Annotated in this window: 20 protein-coding genes; 7 read left to right on the forward strand and 13 right to left on the reverse strand. The window is 42.2% G+C overall.

Features of this window, described 5'->3' with window-relative positions:
* Window positions 1-102: 102 nt before the first annotated feature.
* Genes PZB74_RS05405 through PZB74_RS05425 form a run of 5 tightly spaced genes read right to left on the reverse strand, consistent with a single transcriptional unit; the run spans window position 103 to window position 5,240 of the window.
* Window positions 103-720: an ABC transporter ATP-binding protein gene (locus PZB74_RS05405; RefSeq protein WP_302241340.1), complete on the reverse strand. Its 618-nt coding sequence runs from the start codon at window positions 718-720 to the stop codon at window positions 103-105.
* A 28-nt stretch (window positions 721-748) separates the two neighbouring features.
* Complete coding sequence (gene lpxA / locus PZB74_RS05410; protein ID WP_302241341.1) at window positions 749-1,528, reverse strand: acyl-ACP--UDP-N-acetylglucosamine O-acyltransferase; 780 nt, start codon at window positions 1,526-1,528, stop codon at window positions 749-751.
* Window positions 1,525-2,919 (reverse strand): bifunctional UDP-3-O-[3-hydroxymyristoyl] N-acetylglucosamine deacetylase/3-hydroxyacyl-ACP dehydratase, encoded by a 1,395-nt coding sequence (locus tag PZB74_RS05415; RefSeq protein WP_302242751.1) that lies wholly within the window; start codon window positions 2,917-2,919, stop codon window positions 1,525-1,527. The genes lpxA and PZB74_RS05415 overlap by 4 nt, the downstream gene beginning before the upstream one ends.
* A gap of 6 nt (window positions 2,920-2,925) precedes the next feature.
* Complete coding sequence (gene lpxD / locus PZB74_RS05420; protein WP_302242752.1) at window positions 2,926-3,969, reverse strand: UDP-3-O-(3-hydroxymyristoyl)glucosamine N-acyltransferase; 1,044 nt, start codon at window positions 3,967-3,969, stop codon at window positions 2,926-2,928.
* A 17-nt stretch (window positions 3,970-3,986) separates the two neighbouring features.
* Window positions 3,987-5,240, reverse strand: coding sequence for an HD domain-containing protein (locus PZB74_RS05425; protein WP_302241342.1), 1,254 nt, complete (start codon window positions 5,238-5,240; stop codon window positions 3,987-3,989).
* A gap of 143 nt (window positions 5,241-5,383) precedes the next feature.
* On the opposite strand from PZB74_RS05425, the gene porX reads away from it, so the two are divergent.
* From porX to PZB74_RS05445, 4 genes are read left to right on the forward strand one after another with little or no spacing between them, the layout of a single operon-like run.
* On the forward strand, window positions 5,384-6,943 hold the full coding sequence (gene porX, locus PZB74_RS05430) for a T9SS response regulator signal transducer PorX (RefSeq protein ID WP_302241344.1): 1,560 nt from the start codon (window positions 5,384-5,386) through the stop codon (window positions 6,941-6,943).
* Window positions 6,936-7,373, forward strand: coding sequence for a tRNA (adenosine(37)-N6)-threonylcarbamoyltransferase complex ATPase subunit type 1 TsaE (gene tsaE / locus PZB74_RS05435; protein ID WP_302241345.1), 438 nt, complete (start codon window positions 6,936-6,938; stop codon window positions 7,371-7,373). Before porX ends, tsaE begins: the two co-directional genes overlap by 8 nt.
* Window positions 7,366-8,592 carry an alanine dehydrogenase gene (locus PZB74_RS05440; RefSeq protein ID WP_302241346.1) on the forward strand — a complete coding sequence of 409 codons (1,227 nt, stop codon included), beginning with the start codon at window positions 7,366-7,368 and terminating at the stop codon, window positions 8,590-8,592. Before tsaE ends, PZB74_RS05440 begins: the two co-directional genes overlap by 8 nt.
* Window positions 8,593-8,602: 10 nt before the next feature.
* On the forward strand, window positions 8,603-9,763 hold the full coding sequence (locus PZB74_RS05445; protein WP_302241347.1) for a serine hydrolase domain-containing protein: 1,161 nt from the start codon (window positions 8,603-8,605) through the stop codon (window positions 9,761-9,763).
* Window positions 9,764-9,827: 64 nt separating this feature from the next.
* Here the strand turns inward: PZB74_RS05445 and PZB74_RS05450 are convergent, their stop codons facing one another.
* The 5 genes from PZB74_RS05450 to PZB74_RS05470 form a co-directional block, all read right to left on the reverse strand.
* Window positions 9,828-10,493: a phosphatidylserine decarboxylase family protein gene (locus PZB74_RS05450; protein WP_302241348.1), complete on the reverse strand. Its 666-nt coding sequence runs from the start codon at window positions 10,491-10,493 to the stop codon at window positions 9,828-9,830.
* 94 nt (window positions 10,494-10,587) lie between these two features.
* Window positions 10,588-11,862 (reverse strand): Glu/Leu/Phe/Val family dehydrogenase, encoded by a 1,275-nt coding sequence (locus PZB74_RS05455; protein ID WP_302241349.1) that lies wholly within the window; start codon window positions 11,860-11,862, stop codon window positions 10,588-10,590.
* Window positions 11,863-11,949: 87 nt separating this feature from the next.
* Window positions 11,950-12,780, reverse strand: coding sequence for a phosphatidate cytidylyltransferase (locus PZB74_RS05460; RefSeq protein ID WP_302241350.1), 831 nt, complete (start codon window positions 12,778-12,780; stop codon window positions 11,950-11,952).
* Entirely contained in the window at window positions 12,761-12,973 is a 213-nt protein-coding gene (locus tag PZB74_RS05465; protein WP_302241351.1) for a putative signal transducing protein, read from the reverse strand. The genes PZB74_RS05460 and PZB74_RS05465 overlap by 20 nt, the downstream gene beginning before the upstream one ends.
* Window positions 12,963-13,910: a CPBP family intramembrane glutamic endopeptidase gene (locus PZB74_RS05470; protein ID WP_302241352.1), complete on the reverse strand. Its 948-nt coding sequence runs from the start codon at window positions 13,908-13,910 to the stop codon at window positions 12,963-12,965. The genes PZB74_RS05465 and PZB74_RS05470 overlap by 11 nt, the downstream gene beginning before the upstream one ends.
* 258 nt (window positions 13,911-14,168) lie before the next feature.
* Between PZB74_RS05470 and dusB the strand changes: the two genes are divergently transcribed.
* Both dusB and PZB74_RS05480 read left to right on the forward strand, forming a co-directional pair.
* Entirely contained in the window at window positions 14,169-15,179 is a 1,011-nt protein-coding gene (dusB, locus tag PZB74_RS05475) for a tRNA dihydrouridine synthase DusB (RefSeq protein ID WP_302241353.1), read from the forward strand.
* Complete coding sequence (locus PZB74_RS05480) at window positions 15,179-16,081, forward strand: DMT family transporter (protein ID WP_302241354.1); 903 nt, start codon at window positions 15,179-15,181, stop codon at window positions 16,079-16,081. Before dusB ends, PZB74_RS05480 begins: the two co-directional genes overlap by 1 nt.
* A gap of 16 nt (window positions 16,082-16,097) precedes the next feature.
* On the opposite strand, the gene PZB74_RS05485 is transcribed toward PZB74_RS05480, so the two are convergent.
* Entirely contained in the window at window positions 16,098-16,538 is a 441-nt protein-coding gene (locus PZB74_RS05485; RefSeq protein WP_302241355.1) for a peptidylprolyl isomerase, read from the reverse strand.
* Window positions 16,539-16,685: 147 nt separating this feature from the next.
* Here PZB74_RS05485 and PZB74_RS05490 point away from each other — a divergent pair, with 147 nt between their 5' ends.
* Window positions 16,686-16,868: a hypothetical protein gene (locus PZB74_RS05490; protein WP_302241356.1), complete on the forward strand. Its 183-nt coding sequence runs from the start codon at window positions 16,686-16,688 to the stop codon at window positions 16,866-16,868.
* A gap of 72 nt (window positions 16,869-16,940) precedes the next feature.
* Here PZB74_RS05490 and PZB74_RS05495 read toward each other — a convergent pair whose 3' ends face one another.
* Window positions 16,941-19,223 (reverse strand): S9 family peptidase, encoded by a 2,283-nt coding sequence (locus PZB74_RS05495; protein ID WP_302241357.1) that lies wholly within the window; start codon window positions 19,221-19,223, stop codon window positions 16,941-16,943.
* 138 nt (window positions 19,224-19,361) lie between these two features.
* On the reverse strand, window positions 19,362-20,714 hold the full coding sequence (locus tag PZB74_RS05500) for an NfeD family protein (protein ID WP_302241358.1): 1,353 nt from the start codon (window positions 20,712-20,714) through the stop codon (window positions 19,362-19,364).
* Between the last annotated feature and the right edge of the window lie 23 nt (window positions 20,715-20,737).

Here is a 20,737-nt window from a genome sequence, read left to right on the forward strand (position 1 = left end):
TTAATATGATAAGCACGTTTTACAACTAAGTTTATTGCAATATGCACAAACTATTATCAGCATATCACAGAGAGTTAGTGCAAAACTTACAAATATTTATACCTACTTATAGTGTTCTATACTAAGTTTATGGTTTACAAACTCATACTCATAAGCCTGGTTAGAACCCACTATTACTATGCACTCTGGCAACACCTTTTTAACCTCCTGCTGATACCACTGTATGCCTTGAGCATCCAGGTTAGAGCAAGGTTCGTCCAGAAAAAGAATTTTACCCTCCGAGTAAAATGCGAGCCCAAGCTTGAGCCTTTGCTTCATCCCAGATGAAAATTGCTTAATATACTTATGGCGCGCACGCTCCAGGTATAATGCTTTAATGATGTCAGAACTGGTTTTATTATGACGAGGGGTTTTAAAGGCAAAATGGAAATCCAGCAGCTCTTGTAAAGTAAATTCTTCTATCAGTTCCTCATAGGGTGCTACTATGCTTTGGTAACGGTAAAAGTGCTCTTCACTTACTTTCTGTTCGCCTTCAAAATATTGGATATTACCTTCGGAAGGAGGAAGCAATCCACTGAGCATCAACATGAGGGTAGATTTACCACTACCATTTGGGCCTATCAAAACATATGACTCTCCTTGGCGGAAAGTCGTGTCTATATGACGAAAAACCCACTCACGTTGAAACTTCTTACCCAGATTGCTAACCTTGATCTGCATGAGATATCATTTTGCAGAGGGCTGAGTCTTACTCAGTAGGCCCCTTCATGATACCCCGGGTAGAGGTCTGGATAAATTGTATAATCTCGTCTCTTTCTTTAGAGGGAGCCATTCGCATTTCAATCTCAGATAGTGCTGAAGAGTTATTAAGTCCACTCAAATAAATAATACGATAAATATTCTGAATTTCGCTTATAGACTCTGTGGTAAAGCCCCTGCGGCGCAAACCTATAGAGTTTATTCCAACATAACTGACAGGTTCACGGGCAGCTTTGGTATAAGGAGGAATATCTTTTCTTACCAGGGACCCCCCACCGATATAAGTATGCGAGCCAATTTTGGTAAACTGCTGTACGGCGCATGCCCCACCAAAAATAGCGAAATCATCTATCTGCACATGGCCGGCCAGCTGAGTGGTATTTCCCAGTATGCAGTTATCACCTATCGTACAGTCATGTCCTAAGTGGACATATGCCATGATAAGGCAGTTTTTACCAACTTCGGTTTTGTACTTATCTATAGTACCTCGGTTGATGGTAGCACACTCACGTATAGTTGTATTATCTCCAATTATGGCTACGGTTTTTTCACCGGCAAATTTAAGATCCTGAGGAACGGCAGAAATAACCGCACCAGGAAATATTTTGCAGTTTTTACCAATTCTGGCACCTTCCATAATGGTAACATTAGAACCGATCCAGGTTCCTTCCTCAATCACCACATCTTTATGGATAGTGCTGAAAGGCTCTATAACAACGTTGTTTGCTATTTTAGCTTCAGGATGAATATATGCTAAAGGCTGATTCATGAGTCTTTTCTTACGATACTTGCCGACATTGTTGCTTCGCAGACGAGAGTATTGCCCACATAGGCTTCTCCTCGCATTTTTGCTATACCTCTCTTAATAGGAGCTAAAAGTTCACATTTGATGGTAAGTACATCGCCCGGCAATACCATTTTTCTAAACCTGCAACTTTCTATCGCTAAGAAGTATGTCCAGTAATTTTCCGGATCAGGCACAGTGCTAAGCACTAATATTCCACCTGTTTGCACCATGGCTTCTACCTGAAGTACGCCTGGCATTACCGGGTTACCTGGAAAATGCCCCTCAAAGAAGGGTTCATTCATCGTAACATTTTTTATGCCACAAACAACGGTATCATCCAGATAGTAGATTTTATCTATCATCAGGAATGGGTACCTATGCGGAAGCATCTGGCTAACCTGATTGATATTTAGCACCGGAGGCAACTTAGGATCATACTGAGGCACCGCTTTATTACCGCTAGCCTTCATCGCTTTTTTAAGCTTTTTAGCAAAAGCGACATTAGCAGCATGGCCAGGACGAGCTGCTAGTATCTGCGCCTTAATAGGTCGCCCTACCAAAGCAAGGTCTCCTACCATATCTAACAACTTATGGCGAGCAGGTTCATTTTTGTACCTTAGCTCCACATTGTTGAGTATACCTTCGCCTCGTACTTCCACACTTGGTTTGTTAAACAAACCAGCCAGATGGTCTAGTTCGCCAGCTTCTACTTTACGATCTACTACCACAATGGCATTATTAAGATCACCACCTTTAATCAGGTTATTCTGGTGAAGCATTTCCAACTCATGCAAAAAGCAGAAAGTTCGGCAAGCTGAAATTTCTTTTGGAAACTGGGTAATATCATTTAATGACGCATGCTGGCTGCCTAATACCGGAGAGTTATAATCTATCATGACGGTAAGGCGATAGTCATCTAATGGAAGAGCAGCTATTTCAACATTACGATCGGGCTCGCTATGGAATATTCCTTCCTGCACTTCGTAGAAGTCGCGCAGGGCACTTTGTTCTTCGGTACCAGCTTCAGTCAGCGCATCTACAAACATTTTAGAGCTACCATCCATAATGGGGGGCTCCGGACCGTCTAGTTGTATCAGCACATTGTCTATTTCAAGGCCTACCAGGGCTGCCAGTGTATGCTCTACAGTGTTAATTCGGGCTCCGCTCTGCTCAATAGTAGTACCTCGGGAGAGGTCTACCACATTGTCTACATCAGCATCTACTATCGGATGCCCTTCAATGTCTATACGCTGAAACTTAATACCGTGATTAGGTTTTGCAGGTAGAAAAGTCATATTTGCTCTAACCCCGGTATGTAAACCTACGCCAGATACAGTGATAGACTTTTTGATTGTGTGTTGTCTGATTTTCATCATTAATTATTCCTCGCTTCCGGACAAAGTTAATACTTTTTTCTCTAGTTGTTGAATACGGGCAACCAAATCGGGAAGGTTCTTAAAAGAGGCGTATACACGTAAATACTTGCTTCTGTCAAAACTGGGGCTACCCATCTCTATACTTCCTGCTGCCAACGACTTGCCTATGCCAGACTGTGCAGCTACTTTGCTATTGTCCCCTATTTTTATATGCCCTACTACTCCTACCTGCCCTGCCAGTACGCACTGCTTACCAATTTTGGTAGAACCAGAAACCCCGGCCTGCGCTGCGATTACTGTATTTTCTCCAATCTCTACGTTATGCGCTATCTGTATCAGGTTATCCAACTTTACACCATTCCCTATCTTTGTAGACTCCATAGTAGCACAATCTATTGTAGTATTTGCTCCAATATCTACATGATGCCCGATAACTACATTGCCCACCTGAGGTATAGTTTTATAAGAGCCATCTGCCTGAGGCGCAAAACCAAAGCCATCGCTACCAATAACTGCTCCTGCATGAATGACACAGTGTGACCCTACAATGCAGCCCGCATAAATTTTTACTCCACTATGAATAATGGTATGGTCTCCAATCTGGACATTATCACCGATATAGGCATTAGGGTAAATTTTTACATTGTTCCCGATTTTACAATTGGCACCTACGTAAGAGAAAGCTCCTCTGTATATATCTTTACCAACTTCCGCAGTATCGCTAATAAATGCGGGCTCCTCTACACCAATTTTCTGAAAGTTAATTAGCTTATGATACTCTTCAAGTAAAGTAGTAAAGCTTAAGTAAGGATCTTCTACCCGGATAAGAGTGGTATTGATTTCTTTTTTTGGCTGGAAACTCTTGTTGACAATGACAGCACTTGCGTGGGTATTATAGATTTGAGGCTCGTACTTAGGGTTAGATAAAAAAGAAATCGCTCCACTGCCCGCGTCTTCTATTTTACCGAGCTGATTGATCTTGATAGAACCATCACCTTCTACTTCCCCATTAAGCAAACTTGCAATATAATCGATACTAAATTCTATCATTCAAATAGGTTTTATTAGGAATAGGGTATGCTGTCGTGCCGCAAATTTACATCTTTGGGCCAGCATAGATAGTATTTTTTGACAATTTTGCTCATCGCCTTGATATTAGGCAGATCAGATGCCTGAGCTATGTCAAAAATCTTGCCCTGTTTGGTAATTATATTGATTTTTTGACCGCTGGATACGTAGGCAGCATTACTTATGCTACCATGTACCAGAAAATACTTTAGCTCATGCTCCTCTATCTTCAGGGCTTCCTGAATATGTGCACCCAAAAGTTTGATCTTTTCCTCGTCTTCCTGCTCATTGCTCAGCTTAATCCGGAAGAGCTTACGCTGTAAAATTCTGCTACTCAGCTCAGACAAGACCTTATCTGGGTGGTGCACCCATTGTTTAATAGCACCCCATATATCTATATCATCAAGGGCAACATAATGTTGTAAATAGGTCTCATCTTTTTCCAGATCCTGTAAGTTGACCTGCTGTTTAAGAAAAAACGATAGGCACGGGCTCGCGGGCACCTCTACACCCTGACTGGCCAGATCTTTACTCCTACGAATGGTTGATACCATCATTTTTTCGGCACTTACACTTGCCTTATGCAGGTACACCTGCCAGTACATCAGACGGCGAGCATTTAAAAAGTTCTCTATGCTGTAAATTCCTTTTTCTTCCACCACTACTTCATCATCGTACACATCCAGCATTTTTATGATACGATCTGCACCTATTTCTCCTTCTGATACACCAGTATAAAAACAGTCTCGCTTAAGGTAGTCCAGGCGATCTATATCTAACTGGCTAGATACCAACTGATGGAAAAACCTCCGCTCATACTTACCACTAAAAATACGATAAGCCAGATCCATATTGCCTCCAAAGTGTTTACACAACCTGCCGATAATTAATTCCGACATTTGCTCATGCCCTATTCCCGGAATTAGCTCATACTCCAGCGCATGAGAAAAGGGGCCATGGCCAATATCGTGCAAAAGTATAGCGATCAGAGTGGCTTCAAACTCATCGTCTGAGATTTCCTGTCCTTTGTTCCTTAAACTACTTAGCGTATTTTGCATCAAATACATAGCACCCAGGGCATGATGAAATCTGGTATGCAGCGCACCGGGATAAACAAAGTCGGCTAAACCCATTTGTTTGATCCTGCGTAACCTTTGAAAATAAGGATGCTCAATAATGTCAAAGATTAGATCAGTAGGTATATTTATAAACCCGTAGACCGGGTCATTGAATACTTTTCTCTTGTTCAACTTTTTTGTATATTTTAAATATTAGCAACATGATTTTTTTTGCTACTTTGTCATTCCTAGACTTTTGGCAACAGCATCTGTATACTTTTCAAAAACTCACTGCCAAGGGTTAAGTTTAAAAAGCTAATAAACAGGACATTTTTATGCAAAGATATAGCATTTTGTGGGCTGATGACGAAATTGACCTGCTTAAACCTCACACACTTTTTTTAGAAAACAAAGGCTATGAACTGGTAACTGTAAACAGCGGTGCCGATGCTATAGAGGCTTTTGAAGAAAGACATTTTGATATTGTTTTTCTGGATGAGAATATGCCCGGAATGACGGGGCTTGAGGTACTGGACTATATAAAATCCTCTAAGCCAAACATACCGGTAGTCATGATTACCAAAAGCGAAGAGGAGATGATTATGGAGCAGGCCATAGGCGCCAAGATAAGCGACTACCTGATTAAACCACTCAACCCCAACCAGATACTGCTTTCAGTTAAAAAAATACTGGAAAACAAACGTCTGGTAACAGAGAAAACAAACCTCAGCTACCAACAGGAGTTTCGTAATATCAGTATGGCTTTTGGCGAGGATATGGATCATGAAGAATGGGTGGAGGTTTACAAAAAGCTGGTGTACTGGGAGCTTGAGATAGACAATACCGAAGAAAAAAGTATGTCTGAAGTGCTAGACATGCAGAAGGAAGATGCCAACAACAATTTCGCCCGTTTTATCACTGACAATTATGAGTCGTGGCTGAACGACCCTGATGCAGATAAGCCCATGCTATCTCACCAGCTAATGAGCAAAAAAGTTTTTCCTCATCTAAGCGAAGGCACGCCCGTATTTTTTATTGTAATTGATAACCTACGCTACGATCAGTGGAAAATTATAGAGCCTACTGTACTTTCATACTTTAATGTAGACGAAGAAGATACTTTTTACTCCATATTGCCTACTACTACGGCTTATTCACGTAACGCCATTTTCTCTGGTATGATGCCCTCCGATATGGAGAAGTACCATAGCGATATCTGGGTAGGAGATGATAAAGAAGAGGGAAAAAACAATAATGAATTTGAGTTTTTAAAGCGAAATCTCAAAAAGCAAAGGCTGGATATCAAAAGCAGTTATAACAAAATTACACAAACACAGCAGGGCAGGCAGTTGGTAGATACTGTACCCAATTTGCTAAACAATGACCTGAATGTGATTGTGTACAACTTTGTAGATATGCTATCTCATGCGCGTACCGACCTGGAAATGATACGTGAACTAGCTCCGGACGAGTCTGCATACCGCTCCATAACACGCTCATGGTTTATGCACTCTCCCCTTCTGGACTTGTTTAAACGTATTGCTCGCGAAAATGCTAAGCTTGTTATTGCCACAGATCATGGTACCATCAGAGTAAAGCATCCGGCAAAAATTATCGGAGACCGAAATACCAATACAAACCTCCGCTATAAGCAGGGCAAAAACCTTAATTTTGATAACAACAAAATTTTTGCGGTAAAAAAACCTGAGAGACTATTTTTGCCCCGGCCTAATGTATCTACTACTTATGCTTTTGCTACACAAGACTATTTCTTTGCCTATCCTAATAATTATAACTATTATGTTAACTATTATCGGGATACCTTTCAGCATGGAGGGGTATCGTTAGAAGAAATGATTGTACCGGTGATTACGCTTAGCAATAAGAATGGCTGACGTACAGGAAGAAATAGAGTTCCATAAGCTGGAAGATGCACCTGCGGTGGCCCAAAAAATACGCAACTGGGCTAAAGATACCAAGGTCTGGCTATTTTACGGTGATATGGGAGTTGGCAAAACCACGCTGATAAAGGCGATTTGCAATACATGGGGAGTAGCCGATACAGTTTCCAGCCCTACGTTTGCCCTGGTTAACGAATATCAGAACGCTGAAGGGCAAACTTTCTATCATTTTGACTTTTATAGAATAAATGAAGAGGAGGAAGCCTGGAATATCGGTACAGAAGACTATTTTTACTCAGGAAATTACTGCTTTGTAGAATGGCCAGAACGTATAGAGAGCCTGCTTCCTGAAAAATATATACGCCTAGACATAAAACAGGAGGCTGACCAAAGCAGAAGAATCTATCTATCAAGACATGAGTGATCAATATAAATCCGGCTTTAAAGAGCTGGCTAAAGAGCAGGCCTTATACCCTCAGGAGCAGCTACTCAAAGTTAAAGAAGGCAACAAATCTTTGAATATGGGCATACCATGCGAGATTTCTATGCAGGAAAACCGCATTATGCTCACTCCGGAGTCTATCGCAGTACTAACTTCCAACGGGCACGAAATTATGGTAGAAGCCGGTGCCGGTGCTGCCTCCAAGTTTACGGATAATGAGTTTAGCGAAGCTGGGGCCAAAATTGTGTACTCAGCGAGAGAAGCTCTTGAAGCCAACATCATTCTTAAGGTGGAGCCTCCCACGCTGGATGAAATAGAAAAAATTAAGCCTGGATCTACCCTAATATCTGCTCTGCAAATGGGTAACCAGACTCCCGACTACATTCATGCACTTAATAAAAAGAAGATAACCGCTATTGGTTACGAGTTTCTGGAAGACAAAGTAGGAGGCATGCCGGTAGTTAGAGCTATGAGTGAAATTGCCGGCAATACTGTGATGTCTATCGCTTCTCACTACCTCAGTAGTGTGGCCAATGGTAAAGGGATGATACTGGGAGGTATCACTGGGGTCCCTCCTACCAAGGTAGTCATATTGGGCGCAGGCACAGTCGGTGAATACGCAGCACGCTCCGCCATAGGCTTGGGTGCTCAGGTACAGGTATTTGACAACCAGCTTTATAAATTACGCCGCATCAAACATGCGCTGGGCCAGCAGGTAGCTACTTCTACTATGGATATTTCCACCCTAAGTGAGTCACTAGAAGATGCAGATGTAGTTATTGGGGCTGTACGATCCGAAAAAGGAACCAATCGTATGATTGTAACCGAAGAAATGGTTGCTAACATGAAAGAGGAGTCCGTAATAATTGACGTGAGCATAGACCAGGGCGGGTGTATAGAAACTTCTCACCTTACTTCACTCAAGAACCCGGTTTTTCGTAAGTACAATATTATTCATTACTGTGTACCCAACATTGCTTCGCGGGTAGCCCGTACCGCTACCAATGCTTTTAGCAATATTTTTACCCCTATACTTTTACAAACAGCAGACCTGGGAGGTATAGAGGAAATGATCTTTCATCATCGCTGGTTTATGCACGGCGTTTACACCTACCACGGCAGCCTTACCAATGCCGCTATTGGCAAAAAGTTTGGTCTTAAGTTCCGCGACCTGAACCTATTGATGGCCGCACGTTTCTAAACCTAATTCTATGATAAAGTTTTTACATCAATGGGTAGTATTCAGCATACTACCTTTCTTTTTTTTATACAATACCGCAACAGCACAACAGGCATATTTCCCTGAAAAGCATCAGTGGCAGCAAAAATCAGCCGACGACTTAGGAATGGATAATACCAAGCTGGAAGAAGCCGTTAAGTTCGCGATTGAGCACGAATACGAAGGCGCTCGTGATCTTAGACTAGCTATTCTGAAAGGTTTTGAGCGAGAGCCCTACCACCAGCTTGCCGGCCCGGTAAAAGAAAGAGGAGGCCCTGCAGGCGTAATTATAAAAGATGGGTATATAGTAGCTAGCTGGGGAGATGTAGAAAGAGTAGATATGACATTTAGTGTTACCAAAAGCTACCTGTCTACAATAGCTGGCTTAGCCCTGGACGATAACCTTATTAGGGATATAAAAGATACCGTAAAGGCATATGTTTGGGATGGTACCTTTGAAGGTGAACATAATAGTAAAATTAGCTGGCACCACTTACTAAATCAGTCATCGGACTGGTCGGGTAGCCTTTTTGGTATGCACGACTGGGCAGACAGACCTCCGGCGGATGGAGGTATAGATGAATGGAAAAATCGCTCGTTTAGAGAACCGGGGACACACTTTGAGTACAATGACGTGCGGGTAAATGTACTCTCTTATAGCCTGCTACATGTGTGGCGACAACCTCTACCTATGGTACTTAAAACCAAAATTATGGACCCGATAGGTGCTTCCAGTACCTGGCGCTGGTATGGCTACGACAACTCTTTCGTTAATGTAGATGGCAGTATGATGCAATCTGTAAGCGGCGGTGGACACTCTGGTGGAGGGCTATTCATCAATACCCTTGACCATGCACGCTTTGGTCTACTTTTTCTTAGAAATGGACAATGGAAGGGCAAGCAGCTTATCTCTGAAGTGTGGGTTAATGCCGTGCAACAACCTTCAGAGGCTAACAAAAGCTATGGATATATGTGGTGGCTCAACCAGGGTGAACGCAAGTGGGATGGCGTAGATACACCACTTTACTATGCAGCTGGTTTTGGAGGCAACTTTATTGTTATTGACAAAGCTAATGATCTATTAATCGTCACTCGCTGGCTCAACCCTCCACAGATTGGTGAGATGGTACAAAAAGTGATGGCGGCACTCTAAAATAAAAAAGTGGAGCTTTTACTCCACTTTATAGTATTTTCCTTTTGGGATATTCTGTTGGTCATTAAGAGGGCAACTCAGCAATTACTGTACGTCCCGCTTTGGTTTTATCTCCAATGTTTACTTTTACCGATGAACCTACCGGCAAAAATAAATCTACTCGCGAGCCAAATTTGATAAAACCAAACTCTTCGCCCTGCTGTATTGTATCTCCTTCGTCTATATACCATTTAATTCGGCGAGCCATAGCACCAGCTATCTGCCTTACCATTACTTCCAGCCCGTTGGCCAATTCAACCACAAGTGTAGTTCGCTCATTATCGGTGCTGGACTTAGGATGCCAGGCTACCAGATACTGGCCAGCATGGTATTTAAAATACTTAATGACACCAGAAACAGGATTTCTATTGATATGCACATTGATAGGTGACATAAAAATTGAAACCTGTAGGCGCTTTTGGCCCTGAAAATACTCATGCTCTTCTACCTCTTCTATTACCACCACTTTGCCATCTGCAGGTGCCAGCACTTTGTCTTCGCTACCCTGGACCACAATACGTGGACTGCGGAAAAATTGTAGTATTAGCAGGTAAAAGATCGCACTGGCAATCATAATAGCGCGTTGTAGCTCCAACCTGCCCGGAAGTAAATTAATCGCGAGGAGATTAGCCGCTACCAGCACAACAAGTAGTACTAAAAGTAATGTACGACCTTCTTTATGAATTTTCATGTAAATGAGTTACAGTATCTTAAGTAGTTGACACAATTGATACTGCTAAATAAGAGGTTTTGTTTATCAAATCAACGCCTAAAATGATAATTTACTAGAAGCCACCACGATATTTGTAGGTATTGGCTACTTTGTCAATCGCTACAATATAGGCGGCAATTCTCATAGACACTCCGTACTTGATAGCTGTTTGGTATACTTTTTCAAATGCATCTTTCATAATTCTATCCGAACGACGGTTTACCCTATCGTGCGTCCACTTGTAGCCCAAACGGTTTTGTACCCACTCAAAGTAAGATACCGTTACTCCGCCAGCATTAGCCATAATATCAGGCACTACTAATATTCCTTTACTGTTAATAATATCATCAGCTTTGGCAGATGTAGGTCCATTTGCCCCTTCTACTATCAGCTTTGCTTTTATATTTTCTGCATTACGTACGGTAATTACGTCTTCCATAGCGGCAGGTACCAGTATATCCACATCTAGAGTCAGCAGTTCGCCCCCATCTATTAATTCTCCGCCTACAAACCCCTCCAGACTGCCATTGTTTGCTGTACGATACTTTACTGCCTCTTTAATATTAATACCATCAGGATTATAGTAAGCACCTGATACATCGCTAATTGCTACCACCTTACACCCTCTCTCTTCCATAAGCATAGCAGCCCATGAGCCTACATTGCCAAAACCCTGCACCGCAACTGATGCTTTGTAAGGGTTTATTTTCAGTCTTTCCATAGCCGCAAAAGCAGAAACCATTACCCCACGGCCAGTTGCTTCAGTACGGCCCAGAGAGCCACCTAATACCAGAGGCTTACCAGTTACTACCGCATTTACCGTCATACCATGGGCACGAGAGAATTCGTCCATCAGCCAGGCCATTTCATTGGGGCCAGTACCCATATCCGGAGCGGGAATATCTCTATCCGGACCAAAAATATTGATCATTTCCTGAGTATATGCTCGGGTAAGACGCTCAACTTCGCCCGATGACATTTGGCGTGGATTACAACGGATTCCCCCTTTAGCACCACCATAAGGTATATCTACTACTGCACATTTCCAGGTCATCCATGCCGCCAGGGCTTTTACCTCATCCAGGTTTACACCCATATCATAGCGGATTCCTCCTTTAGAAGGGCCAAGAATATTAGAGTGGACTACCCTGTAACCTTCAAACACCCTGATAGAACCATCGTCCATTGTGATTGGCAAAGAAACGATTACCTGCTTTACCGGAGTTTTTAATACATTATACACTTCATCATTCAGTCCTAAAGCTTGTGAGGCTATATGGAATCTCGACATCATAGACTCAAAAGGATTTTCTTTATCCTTTATGGGAGCCGGTTCTACATAATTCATACTAAAAACGTGTGATTAAATATTTTGTAAAATAAACGATTCTTTATTCAATAATAGTTTTTACAAGCTGCAAAAAACATACTAATATTAAAAAATTTTCAAAAAAAGCATTATGAAGTGTGATGAGATTAGCAGGCCATCAAAACGGTCCAGAAAACCTCCATGTCCTGGTAATTTACTACCCGAATCTTTGATTGCGATACTCCTTTTAAACAAGGATTCTACCAGGTCTCCATAGGTTCCAGCCACAACAATAATAGCGCCAACGATAAGCCATTGCCACGCTCCAAGATCCTGATAGAAAAAAGAAAGTAAAGTAGCTGTAAGTAAGGCAGTAATGGCGCCTCCTATGCTCCCCTCCCAAGATTTTTTGGGAGATACACGAGCAAAGAGCTGCGTGCGGCCGTACTTAACTCCGGCAAAATAAGCCCCAGAATCGCTGGCCCAGAATAGAGAAAGTATGCCTAACACAATCTGAAAGCTGTATACCCCCCTGGAAAAGGCAATGACGTTTAGGAGGGCAAAAGGTACAGCCACATAGAAAATACCACAAAGGGTGTAAGCTATATTAGTAAACGGCTTTTTATCAGCTTTTTTGTAAAGTTTGATAAAAAAAATACTTGCTGTCAGCGGAAAAATGACCAGGTAGTATTTGGGCTCCAGCATACCGCTCTCTATAAAAAAGCTCAGGCAGTATATTACAGCTCCGGCAAAAGTACCAGTTGACTTGAGCGGAAGCATACCATCTAATCCTGTAAGCTTGTAAAACTCTAGCTGAGAGAGCACACAAATAGAAAAAAATAGTGCGAAATACGTCCACATACTGAAGTACACTGAAAAAATAATTAAAAGTATACCAACTACAGCTGTGATTATCCTTTGGGTAATGTTGTTGTATTTATTTAAAACTGATATCATCTTCAATGATTTTCATAGCATTCATTACTTCATCCGGCGACACATATACTTCTATATTTCCAAAATGATAAGAAGTATCCTGTTTATCTACCAACACGGGGTTTAAATTATGGTCTTCTAACACTGCCTTTACAATTTCTGCCCGGTACATCATTTGGGTAGTGTATACTTTTTGCCACTTGCTATCCATCATGCCCTCCTCTCAACATTGTTACTCTGTTTCTAAAATAATAGAGCAAACCTATTGTAAGTAGCAGTGCAAAGAGAGCTGTGGCAATAGGTACAGCTTCAGTATCTTCAACGTTGAGCTCGGTAGCATCCTGCTGATAGAGGTAAAGCATCACCAGTGTAAAGCCATTGTTTACAAAGTGAGCAAATATAGGGTACCACAGATTACCCGACCAGTAGTAAATATAGCCAAACAACGCCCCCAGTAAGAAGCGAGGGAAAAAGCCATAAAATTGCAGGTGTATAAAGCTAAACAGAAAAGCCGCGATCCAGATGCCTGCATGGTGGTTTTTGGTAAGAGAGTGAAGCATCCGCTGTCCAAGCCCTCTAAATACCAATTCTTCACCTATTGCCGGAAAAACAGCAATTACTACAATACCTACAATTAGCCCTCCTACCGACTCAAACCTAGTTAAGTATTCGGTCAACTCTTTTAGTTGCTCTTCTTTGGTGCTTGCCCACTCTTCAAAAGACGAAGAAAACTGACTGAAGTCTATGCTCATATTCCACTCTATAACGAGGGAGTTGGCAGCCATAAAACTCAGGACAATAACACCTACCATTAATACAAGTACCGCCTCTAAATGTTTTTCGTGAAAGAGGCTACTAAGCGACCTCTTTTCTACCAAGGCCCAGAAAAGCAGGGGAGAAAGAATAAAACCAAAGAGAGAACTGGTAGCTTGTACTATGAGTAAGGCCCGACGTGCATCTGGCGATGAAGTAGGATTCACAAAGGCGTCCATCATGCTCTGGTAATCCGAACCAAAAAAAGGTAAAGAAATGAGCATACCCAAAAGGTTACCTATAATCAGGCCCAACATTACAAAGCCAATCAGTAGTAAAAGGGAGGCTATAATACTTCTATTGGGCTCAGTGCTATATTCTTCGTGTTCTTCTATCATTCCATCGGTTAATTCATAACTGGTACTGACTCCAGAAGCGGCTAGCCAGCGCCATGCTTATGCATAAATAAATACTTGTGGCTTCTTTTGCCCTAAAATTACGTTTTTTCTTTTTAGGGGTTCTTATTTATGCATTTAATAGCATAAAGAAACATTAAGTCATAAAATTTTGTACTTACTAAGATAATTTTGAAAAAATATAGCCATTACTTCTTATTATCTTTGCCAGCGATTTAATCAACCCAAAATACAAAACCTTTGGTACGGATTGACAAACTAGAACTTGGAGAGTTTCCTTTGCTGCTTGCACCTATGGAAGATGTTAGCGACCCGCCTTTTCGTGCGGTATGTAAAGAAAACGGAGCAGACATGATGTATACAGAGTTTATCTCCGCGGATGGACTTATTCGTGATGCTGAAAAAAGTGTAGAGAAACTTGATATCTACGACTATGAACGTCCAATAGGAATACAGATTTTTGGGGATAAAATAGACCCTATGCGCCAGGCGGCCGCTATTGCTGAGGAAGCAGGACCAGAATTGGTAGACATCAATTATGGCTGCCCGGTAAAAAAAGTAGCCTGCAAAGGTGCAGGAGCCGGCATATTGCTGGACTTACCCAAAATGCAGGCAATGACGGCTGAGATTGTTAAGCAGGTAAAGCTACCCGTGACTGTTAAGACCCGCCTGGGCTGGGACGACAACTCTATAAAAATACTGGAAGTGGCCAAACGCCTACAGGATGTTGGTATTCAAGCGCTCACTATTCATGGTCGTACCCGTAAGCAGATGTATAAGGGGGTAGCCAACTGGGATTATATCGCTGAAGTAAAGCACCATCCTGATATTCACATTCCTATTTTTGGCAATGGAGATATTGACTCCCCGGAGAAGGCGCTGGAGTACAAAAACAAATATGGGGTGGATGGCATTATGATCGGCCGTGCGGCTATTGGCTATCCGTGGATCTTCAGAGAAATTAAGCACTTTCTAAAAACTGGTGAAAAATTAGCTCCACCAAGTATGAAAGAAAGGGTAGAGACAGCAAAAAAACATTTACAGTTTTCGGTAGAGTGGAAGGGCGAAAGAAAAGGCATCTTTGAAATGCGTCGCCACTATACTAATTACTTTAAAGGAATACACGGTTTTAAGCCTTACCGCATGCAGTTGGTAGAGTCAGACTCTGCGGCAGAGATTTTTGAAATTCTGGATCAGGTAGGCGAAGAGTTTGAAGGGTTCTTTCGTCAGCAGGCAGTTGTATCCGCCTAATGAAAAAAACAGCTACTACTAAACCCAACACTCAAACTACACCATGGTTACCCTGGCTTATTTTAGGTGCCCTGGCATTGGTGTGGGGTAGCTCATTCATACTAATAAAAAAAGGACTCACAGCTTTTTCTGCCGGAGAGGTAGGAGCTTTAAGAATTGTATCCGCGGCTGCTTTTCTACTACCTGTTTCTTTGCCAAAAGCTTTCAGGTTAAGTCGCAGGCAGCTACTTATACTGCTAGTTATAGGTTTTGTAGGAAGTTTTATTCCCGCTTTTCTGTTTGCTACTGCCCAAACTTCTATTAGTAGCTCGCTTACAGGTATTCTTAATGCGCTTACCCCTCTCTGCACATTGCTACTGGGCGCCGCATTCTTTGGTCAGCCTATAACAGCTAAAAATGGCCTTGGGTTGGGTATTGGTTTTATCGGGTCTATTATTCTGATATTGGGAGGCACCGGTGGAGCACTTGGTGAGATTAATTTGTATGCACTACTAGTGGTGGGGGCAACCATTTGCTATGGACTTAATCTAAATATCATCAAAAATTATACGCCAGAACTGCACCCGGTAGTCATAACCAGTGTCTCTTTATTGATTGTAGGACCGTTGGCGGTAGGCTACTTATTTTCTTATACAGAATTTAGCACCCATGTACAGGCGTCTGAAGCATTTTGGCCACTGATGGCACTTATAGCGCTGGGTGTAATCGGCACTGCTCTGGCATTAATATTTTTTAACAAGCTGGTACAGATGCAAACTGCTGTATTTGCCAGCTCAGTCACTTATATAATACCTATTGTAGCGGTGGTGTGGGGAGTGCTGGATGGCGAGTCCCTATCTGTCTTTCACTTTTTAGGAATGGCCGCTATTTTATGTGGCGTATATGTAGCTAACCGCATGTAGGCAAAAAAGAGCAGGACTAAGCCTGCTCATCAATTACAATTTTCTCAATAGTATCTCCCTGACGGATATCGTCAATAATATCCAGACCTTCTACCACTTTGCCAAAAGCAGTATGCTTACGATCCAGATGTTGGGTATTTTCACGATTGTGGCAGATAAAAAACTGTGAGCCACCAGTGTCGCGACCAGCATGTGCCATAGATAATACGCCTCTGTCATGGTATTGGTTATCACCATCCAGCTCACATTTGATAGTATAGCCGGGTCCGCCTACACCAGTACCCTGTGGACATCCTCCCTGAATAACAAAGTTGGGGATCACACGATGAAAGCTAAGCCCATCATAAAAACCTTTTTTGCTTAGGCTTACAAAATTCTCTACAGTTTTAGGAGCGTCTTTCTCGTAAAACTCCACCTTCATAATTCCTTTATTGGTGTGTATTTCTGCTGTTTTCATATTTATATATTTTTTATGATGACAATTTTAAGCATTCCCTTCGGGCAATAGAAGTGGATTTTCTTTTTTGTGAAAACTTTAGGTTGGCAATCTATCGAAACCTTTGTAGTTTGTCTTCGTTAGCTAAACCAAAAACCTCTAAAATACATGGAAAACACCCAAGTTACGCAGGAAAGCCTGGAAAAAGAGATTCAAGAGTTAGAAAGCCAGTTAACCGGCGACATGTTTAAAGATATGGAAACCCGCGATAAAATTCATAACCTTAAAATGAAGCTAAGCGGCACCAAGCCTATGGACTCTTCTATTGACTGTATTGGTTGCGGAAGCTAAGGCTTAACAGTACTTTATACTGAAGACATCAGCACTAAGTCTGTACTGATGTCTTTTTTGTTTTATATGCTATTATTTTTTTTGCCCCTCGCCTATGGTCTCTTCAAACAGTTTAAAAATTCGTTTGTACTCATCTGTCCAACTGCTAGCTTCTTTAAAGCTGTGTGGCTCCATCGGAAATATCGCTAAGTCCCAGTTGTCTTTTCCTAACTCAATTAACCTTTGCGAAAGTCGTACTACATCCTGATACTGTACGTTGTCATCCACCATGCCGTGGAGCATTAGCAGACGATCCTGTAGCCCTTCGGCAAAGTAAATAGGCGAAGAGCGAATATAGGCCAGACTATCCTCCTGAGGGGTATTTAAAATATTTGATGTGTAGCCATGATTATAATGTGCCCAGTCGGTAACGGAGCGTAGAGCAGCTCCACTCTGAAAAACACCAGGGTGCTTAAAAAGAGCAGCAATTGTAATAAACCCACCATACGAACCTCCGTAAATGGCCAGGCGATCTTCTTCTACCCCCAGGCTGTCTACCATATAGCTAGCCCCGTCTATCTGATCTGTAAGGTCTTTACCACTCATATGTCGGTAAATGGCAGTTCGCCAGTCGCGTCCGTAGCCGCTGCTTCCCCGATAGTCTATATCCAGGACTGTATAGCCCAAATCGGTGAGCATATTATGGAACATATATTCGCGATAGTAACTACTCCACCACTGGTGTACATTTTGTAAATAGCCAGCTCCATGCACAAAGATTACTCCGGCTCCATTGGGTTGTTCTGGGCGATAAAGTCGGGCAGGTACTTCTTCGCCATCGCGTGCAGCAAAACTGATGATCTCGGGTGAACGCCAGTTATACTCCTGAAAAGCTTTGGTTGTAGAATGCGTAAGCTGTTGCATTTCTGCCCCTGCCTTATTTTGCATCAGGTACAGCTCCCAGGGAGTATTAGCATTTGAATAGCGTAGTGCCCAATATTTTTCGTCAGGAGATAGTTGTACCTCATAGTTGCCCTCTTTGCTGGTAAGCTTTTGCATTTCTCCTCCCTGCACCAGCATACGGTACAGATGGCGTACAAATGGACTTTCTTTGCTACTAAGGAAGTAGAAGTATTTTTTGTCCTGAGAGAGCATAAGCTCAGTAATTTCATAATTTCCAGCTGTTAGTGCTCTTTTTTCTCCGCTGTCTACATTAAGCAAATACAAATGTGAGTAAGCAGTTTCTTCTGACTGAAACCAGATTTGCTCATTGTTAATCCAGCCTATGTTGTTTTCCCAGAAGATATAGCTTGGAATACCTGGCCCGCCTATCCAGGCTTCATCATGTTGACGGTCCAGAAGTTTAAGAGCGCCGCTTTCTGGTTCTAATTGCAAAATCCAGCGATCTTTATGGTCGAGCGAACGAGCAATTACTACAGCTTTGCCATTCTGAGCATAGAAAGGGCCATGAAAAATTATTTCACGGGCTTCTTTATACTGATTATCGTAAGCAGAATCTCCCTGTTGGTACTCTTTTAAAAACTCTGGTTTGTCGTTAATTCCAGGTATTTGCTGAGTATCTACAATAAAGCTGGTATCCTTTTCAATATCATAGATACCCATTTCGTATGTATCTTGAGGCGCACCTACCTTATGTCTTGCCGAAATATTCTGGACAAAGCCAGACTCTGTTACAAAGTCAGGAACTTGTGTATTTTCATGTTGTGCTCTAGTTGTAAGCCGGTAGGTAACAAAACGCATTTTGGGGCTTAGCTTAATATCGGATATGCTCTTGTTACCAATATAAATTTCCCGAGGGCGCTCCGCTTTCAGCTGCTCTCTTCTTTCTTCTTCTAACTTTTGAGTGGCTTTGCGCTCTGCTAGTACTTCAAAGTGAGTGAGCTGATCTTCCTGCAACCACTGCTTATAAGCCTCAGGCATTTTTTGACTGCTTTTCTTTCCTTTTTTAAAGTGAGTGAGCTGTCGTGTACTTCCGCTTTGTATATCCCAGGCAAAAAGGTTGCTTTGCTGTGTATAGATAATTTTTTGCTCATCTCCGGAGAATACAGGATTATACTCACGCGCTATGGTATGTGTAATTTGCTGTATAGAGCCTTTTTTTAAGTCTTGTAAAAATATATCTCCCTGTTTTTCATAGAGCTTGAGGCTACGGTCCTGGTTATACACTCCACCCAGTGAAGGCATAACTTTTTGCTCCTTCAGGCTCACTAGGGTAGGCTGCTGTTCTTTAATACTGACTTTAAACAAATGTCTTAAAGTATCCTGATCTGGGTTCCACGAGAAGTAAATATGCCGGCTATCTTCTCCCCAATGAATATTTTCTGGAAGGTAACCTACAAATCGCTCACCTTGCATAATCTGCGGTATTGTAAGTTTTGTTGTATGTTCCTGGGCAAAGGCATGTAAACACAGGGCACAACAAAAAAATATGAGTACTCTCCTCATAGCATTAGTCATAAATATTTGAAGTGTAATTGGATAATGGATAGTTGCTTAGCTTAAGCCCTCTTTAGGTACATCTTTGGCCAGCTTTACTCTAAGAGATGTTCCTTCATCATTTACTACTACTATCTTTTCTCCTCTGGGAATGTAGTCTCCACGGGTATAGGCATCAAAAAGCTCATCACCAATTAAAATTTTACCGCTAGGCCGCAGTACGGTGTAGGCCTCTCCTTCTTTGCCTATAAATGTACCCTCGCGCGTATTAGAAGTATAGCCCTCGCTTCTGGATTGTGTACTTTCTAATGATACCCTTTTAAACGCCGCGGAATCGGTAAGCCTTACACCTCCGAAAAACATCAGAATAATGCCCCCAAACATACCTGCCAAAGCCGTAGCTACCGCGCTTAACAACTCACTGGGATCTACAAAGAAAAAGTCAAAATTCGTATTATTAAGCATAACCAGAATGAGCGAACCTATGGTAAGAGCCAGACCGGCAATACCCGCTACTCCAAAGCCTGGTATTACCAGTACTTCGAGCGCGATGAGTACCGCGCCTACAAAAAAAGCAGCAATCTCCCAGTTTTCCGCCAGGCCATTTAGATAATGCGGCACCAGATAGAGGACAAGCGCCACTATGGCTGCCATAATAGGAAAGCCAATGCCCGGAGTTTGCAGCTCAAAATATACTCCACCCAGCATAATCAGTATGAGTATACCACTGATAAATGGATTTAAGAAAAAGGCTATAATATTTTCGGTAAAGTCGCGCTCATATACCGTTAGCGTATAATCACCTTCCTGTAGATCACTACGTTCCAGCAAGCCTGCTATACTGCTCACCTGTGCTTCGCAAAAACCATATTTTATAGCTTCGGATGTAGAAAACGTAATTACCTCTCCTGCTTTGGATATACTATCTACTTCAAGGTTTTGGTCTACCATGGCTTCAGCAATTTGAGGGTCTCGCCCCCTAGCCTCTGCAGTGGCCCTCATGATAGATCGCATATACGATTGGTATTTGTCTGGGGCAGCCTCTCCAGTGCCTCCGCTAACTACCGTAGCAGCTCCTATACTGGCACCTGCCGACATATAAATGCTATCACAGGCAATAGATATCAGTGCACCGGCTGAAGCAGCGTCCTTGTTGATATAAACATAGACTGGCACCTCAGACTCCAGTATTCTGGTACGTATGTCATCAGCATCATAAAGGGCTCCTCCATAAGTATCCATATCAATGACAATCAGGTCAGCCCTAATTTCATCTGCGCGCTCAAAGGCTAATTCTACATACCTGTTGGTACGAGCGTCTATCTCGGAACGTAGCTCCATCACAAGTACCTGAGGCTTAGTCTGTGTAGTATCGCTTTGTGCTCTGGCAACAGTACATGTCAGCATCATGTATAAGAATAAAAAAGCCAGAG

Source organism: Porifericola rhodea, assembly GCF_030506305.1.
Lineage (GTDB): Bacteria > Bacteroidota > Bacteroidia > Cytophagales > Cyclobacteriaceae > Catalinimonas > Catalinimonas rhodea.

Coding starts and splice junctions, on each gene's coding strand:
- PZB74_RS05405 (WP_302241340.1), bottom strand. CDS start 720: ATGCAGATCAAGGTTAGCAATCTGGGTAAGAAGTTTCAACGTGAGTGG.
- lpxA (WP_302241341.1), bottom strand. CDS start 1,528: ATGAATCAGCCTTTAGCATATATTCATCCTGAAGCTAAAATAGCAAAC.
- PZB74_RS05415 (WP_302242751.1), bottom strand. CDS start 2,919: ATGAAAATCAGACAACACACAATCAAAAAGTCTATCACTGTATCTGGC.
- porX (WP_302241344.1), top strand. CDS start 5,384: ATGCAAAGATATAGCATTTTGTGGGCTGATGACGAAATTGACCTGCTT.
- tsaE (WP_302241345.1), top strand. CDS start 6,936: ATGGCTGACGTACAGGAAGAAATAGAGTTCCATAAGCTGGAAGATGCA.
- PZB74_RS05440 (WP_302241346.1), top strand. CDS start 7,366: ATGAGTGATCAATATAAATCCGGCTTTAAAGAGCTGGCTAAAGAGCAG.
- PZB74_RS05445 (WP_302241347.1), top strand. CDS start 8,603: ATGATAAAGTTTTTACATCAATGGGTAGTATTCAGCATACTACCTTTC.
- PZB74_RS05450 (WP_302241348.1), bottom strand. CDS start 10,493: ATGAAAATTCATAAAGAAGGTCGTACATTACTTTTAGTACTACTTGTT.
- PZB74_RS05455 (WP_302241349.1), bottom strand. CDS start 11,862: ATGAATTATGTAGAACCGGCTCCCATAAAGGATAAAGAAAATCCTTTT.
- PZB74_RS05460 (WP_302241350.1), bottom strand. CDS start 12,780: ATGATATCAGTTTTAAATAAATACAACAACATTACCCAAAGGATAATC.
- PZB74_RS05465 (WP_302241351.1), bottom strand. CDS start 12,973: ATGATGGATAGCAAGTGGCAAAAAGTATACACTACCCAAATGATGTAC.
- PZB74_RS05470 (WP_302241352.1), bottom strand. CDS start 13,910: ATGATAGAAGAACACGAAGAATATAGCACTGAGCCCAATAGAAGTATT.
- PZB74_RS05480 (WP_302241354.1), top strand. CDS start 15,179: ATGAAAAAAACAGCTACTACTAAACCCAACACTCAAACTACACCATGG.
- PZB74_RS05485 (WP_302241355.1), bottom strand. CDS start 16,538: ATGAAAACAGCAGAAATACACACCAATAAAGGAATTATGAAGGTGGAG.
- PZB74_RS05490 (WP_302241356.1), top strand. CDS start 16,686: ATGGAAAACACCCAAGTTACGCAGGAAAGCCTGGAAAAAGAGATTCAA.
- PZB74_RS05495 (WP_302241357.1), bottom strand. CDS start 19,223: ATGCAAGGTGAGCGATTTGTAGGTTACCTTCCAGAAAATATTCATTGG.
- PZB74_RS05500 (WP_302241358.1), bottom strand. CDS start 20,714: ATGATGCTGACATGTACTGTTGCCAGAGCACAAAGCGATACTACACAG.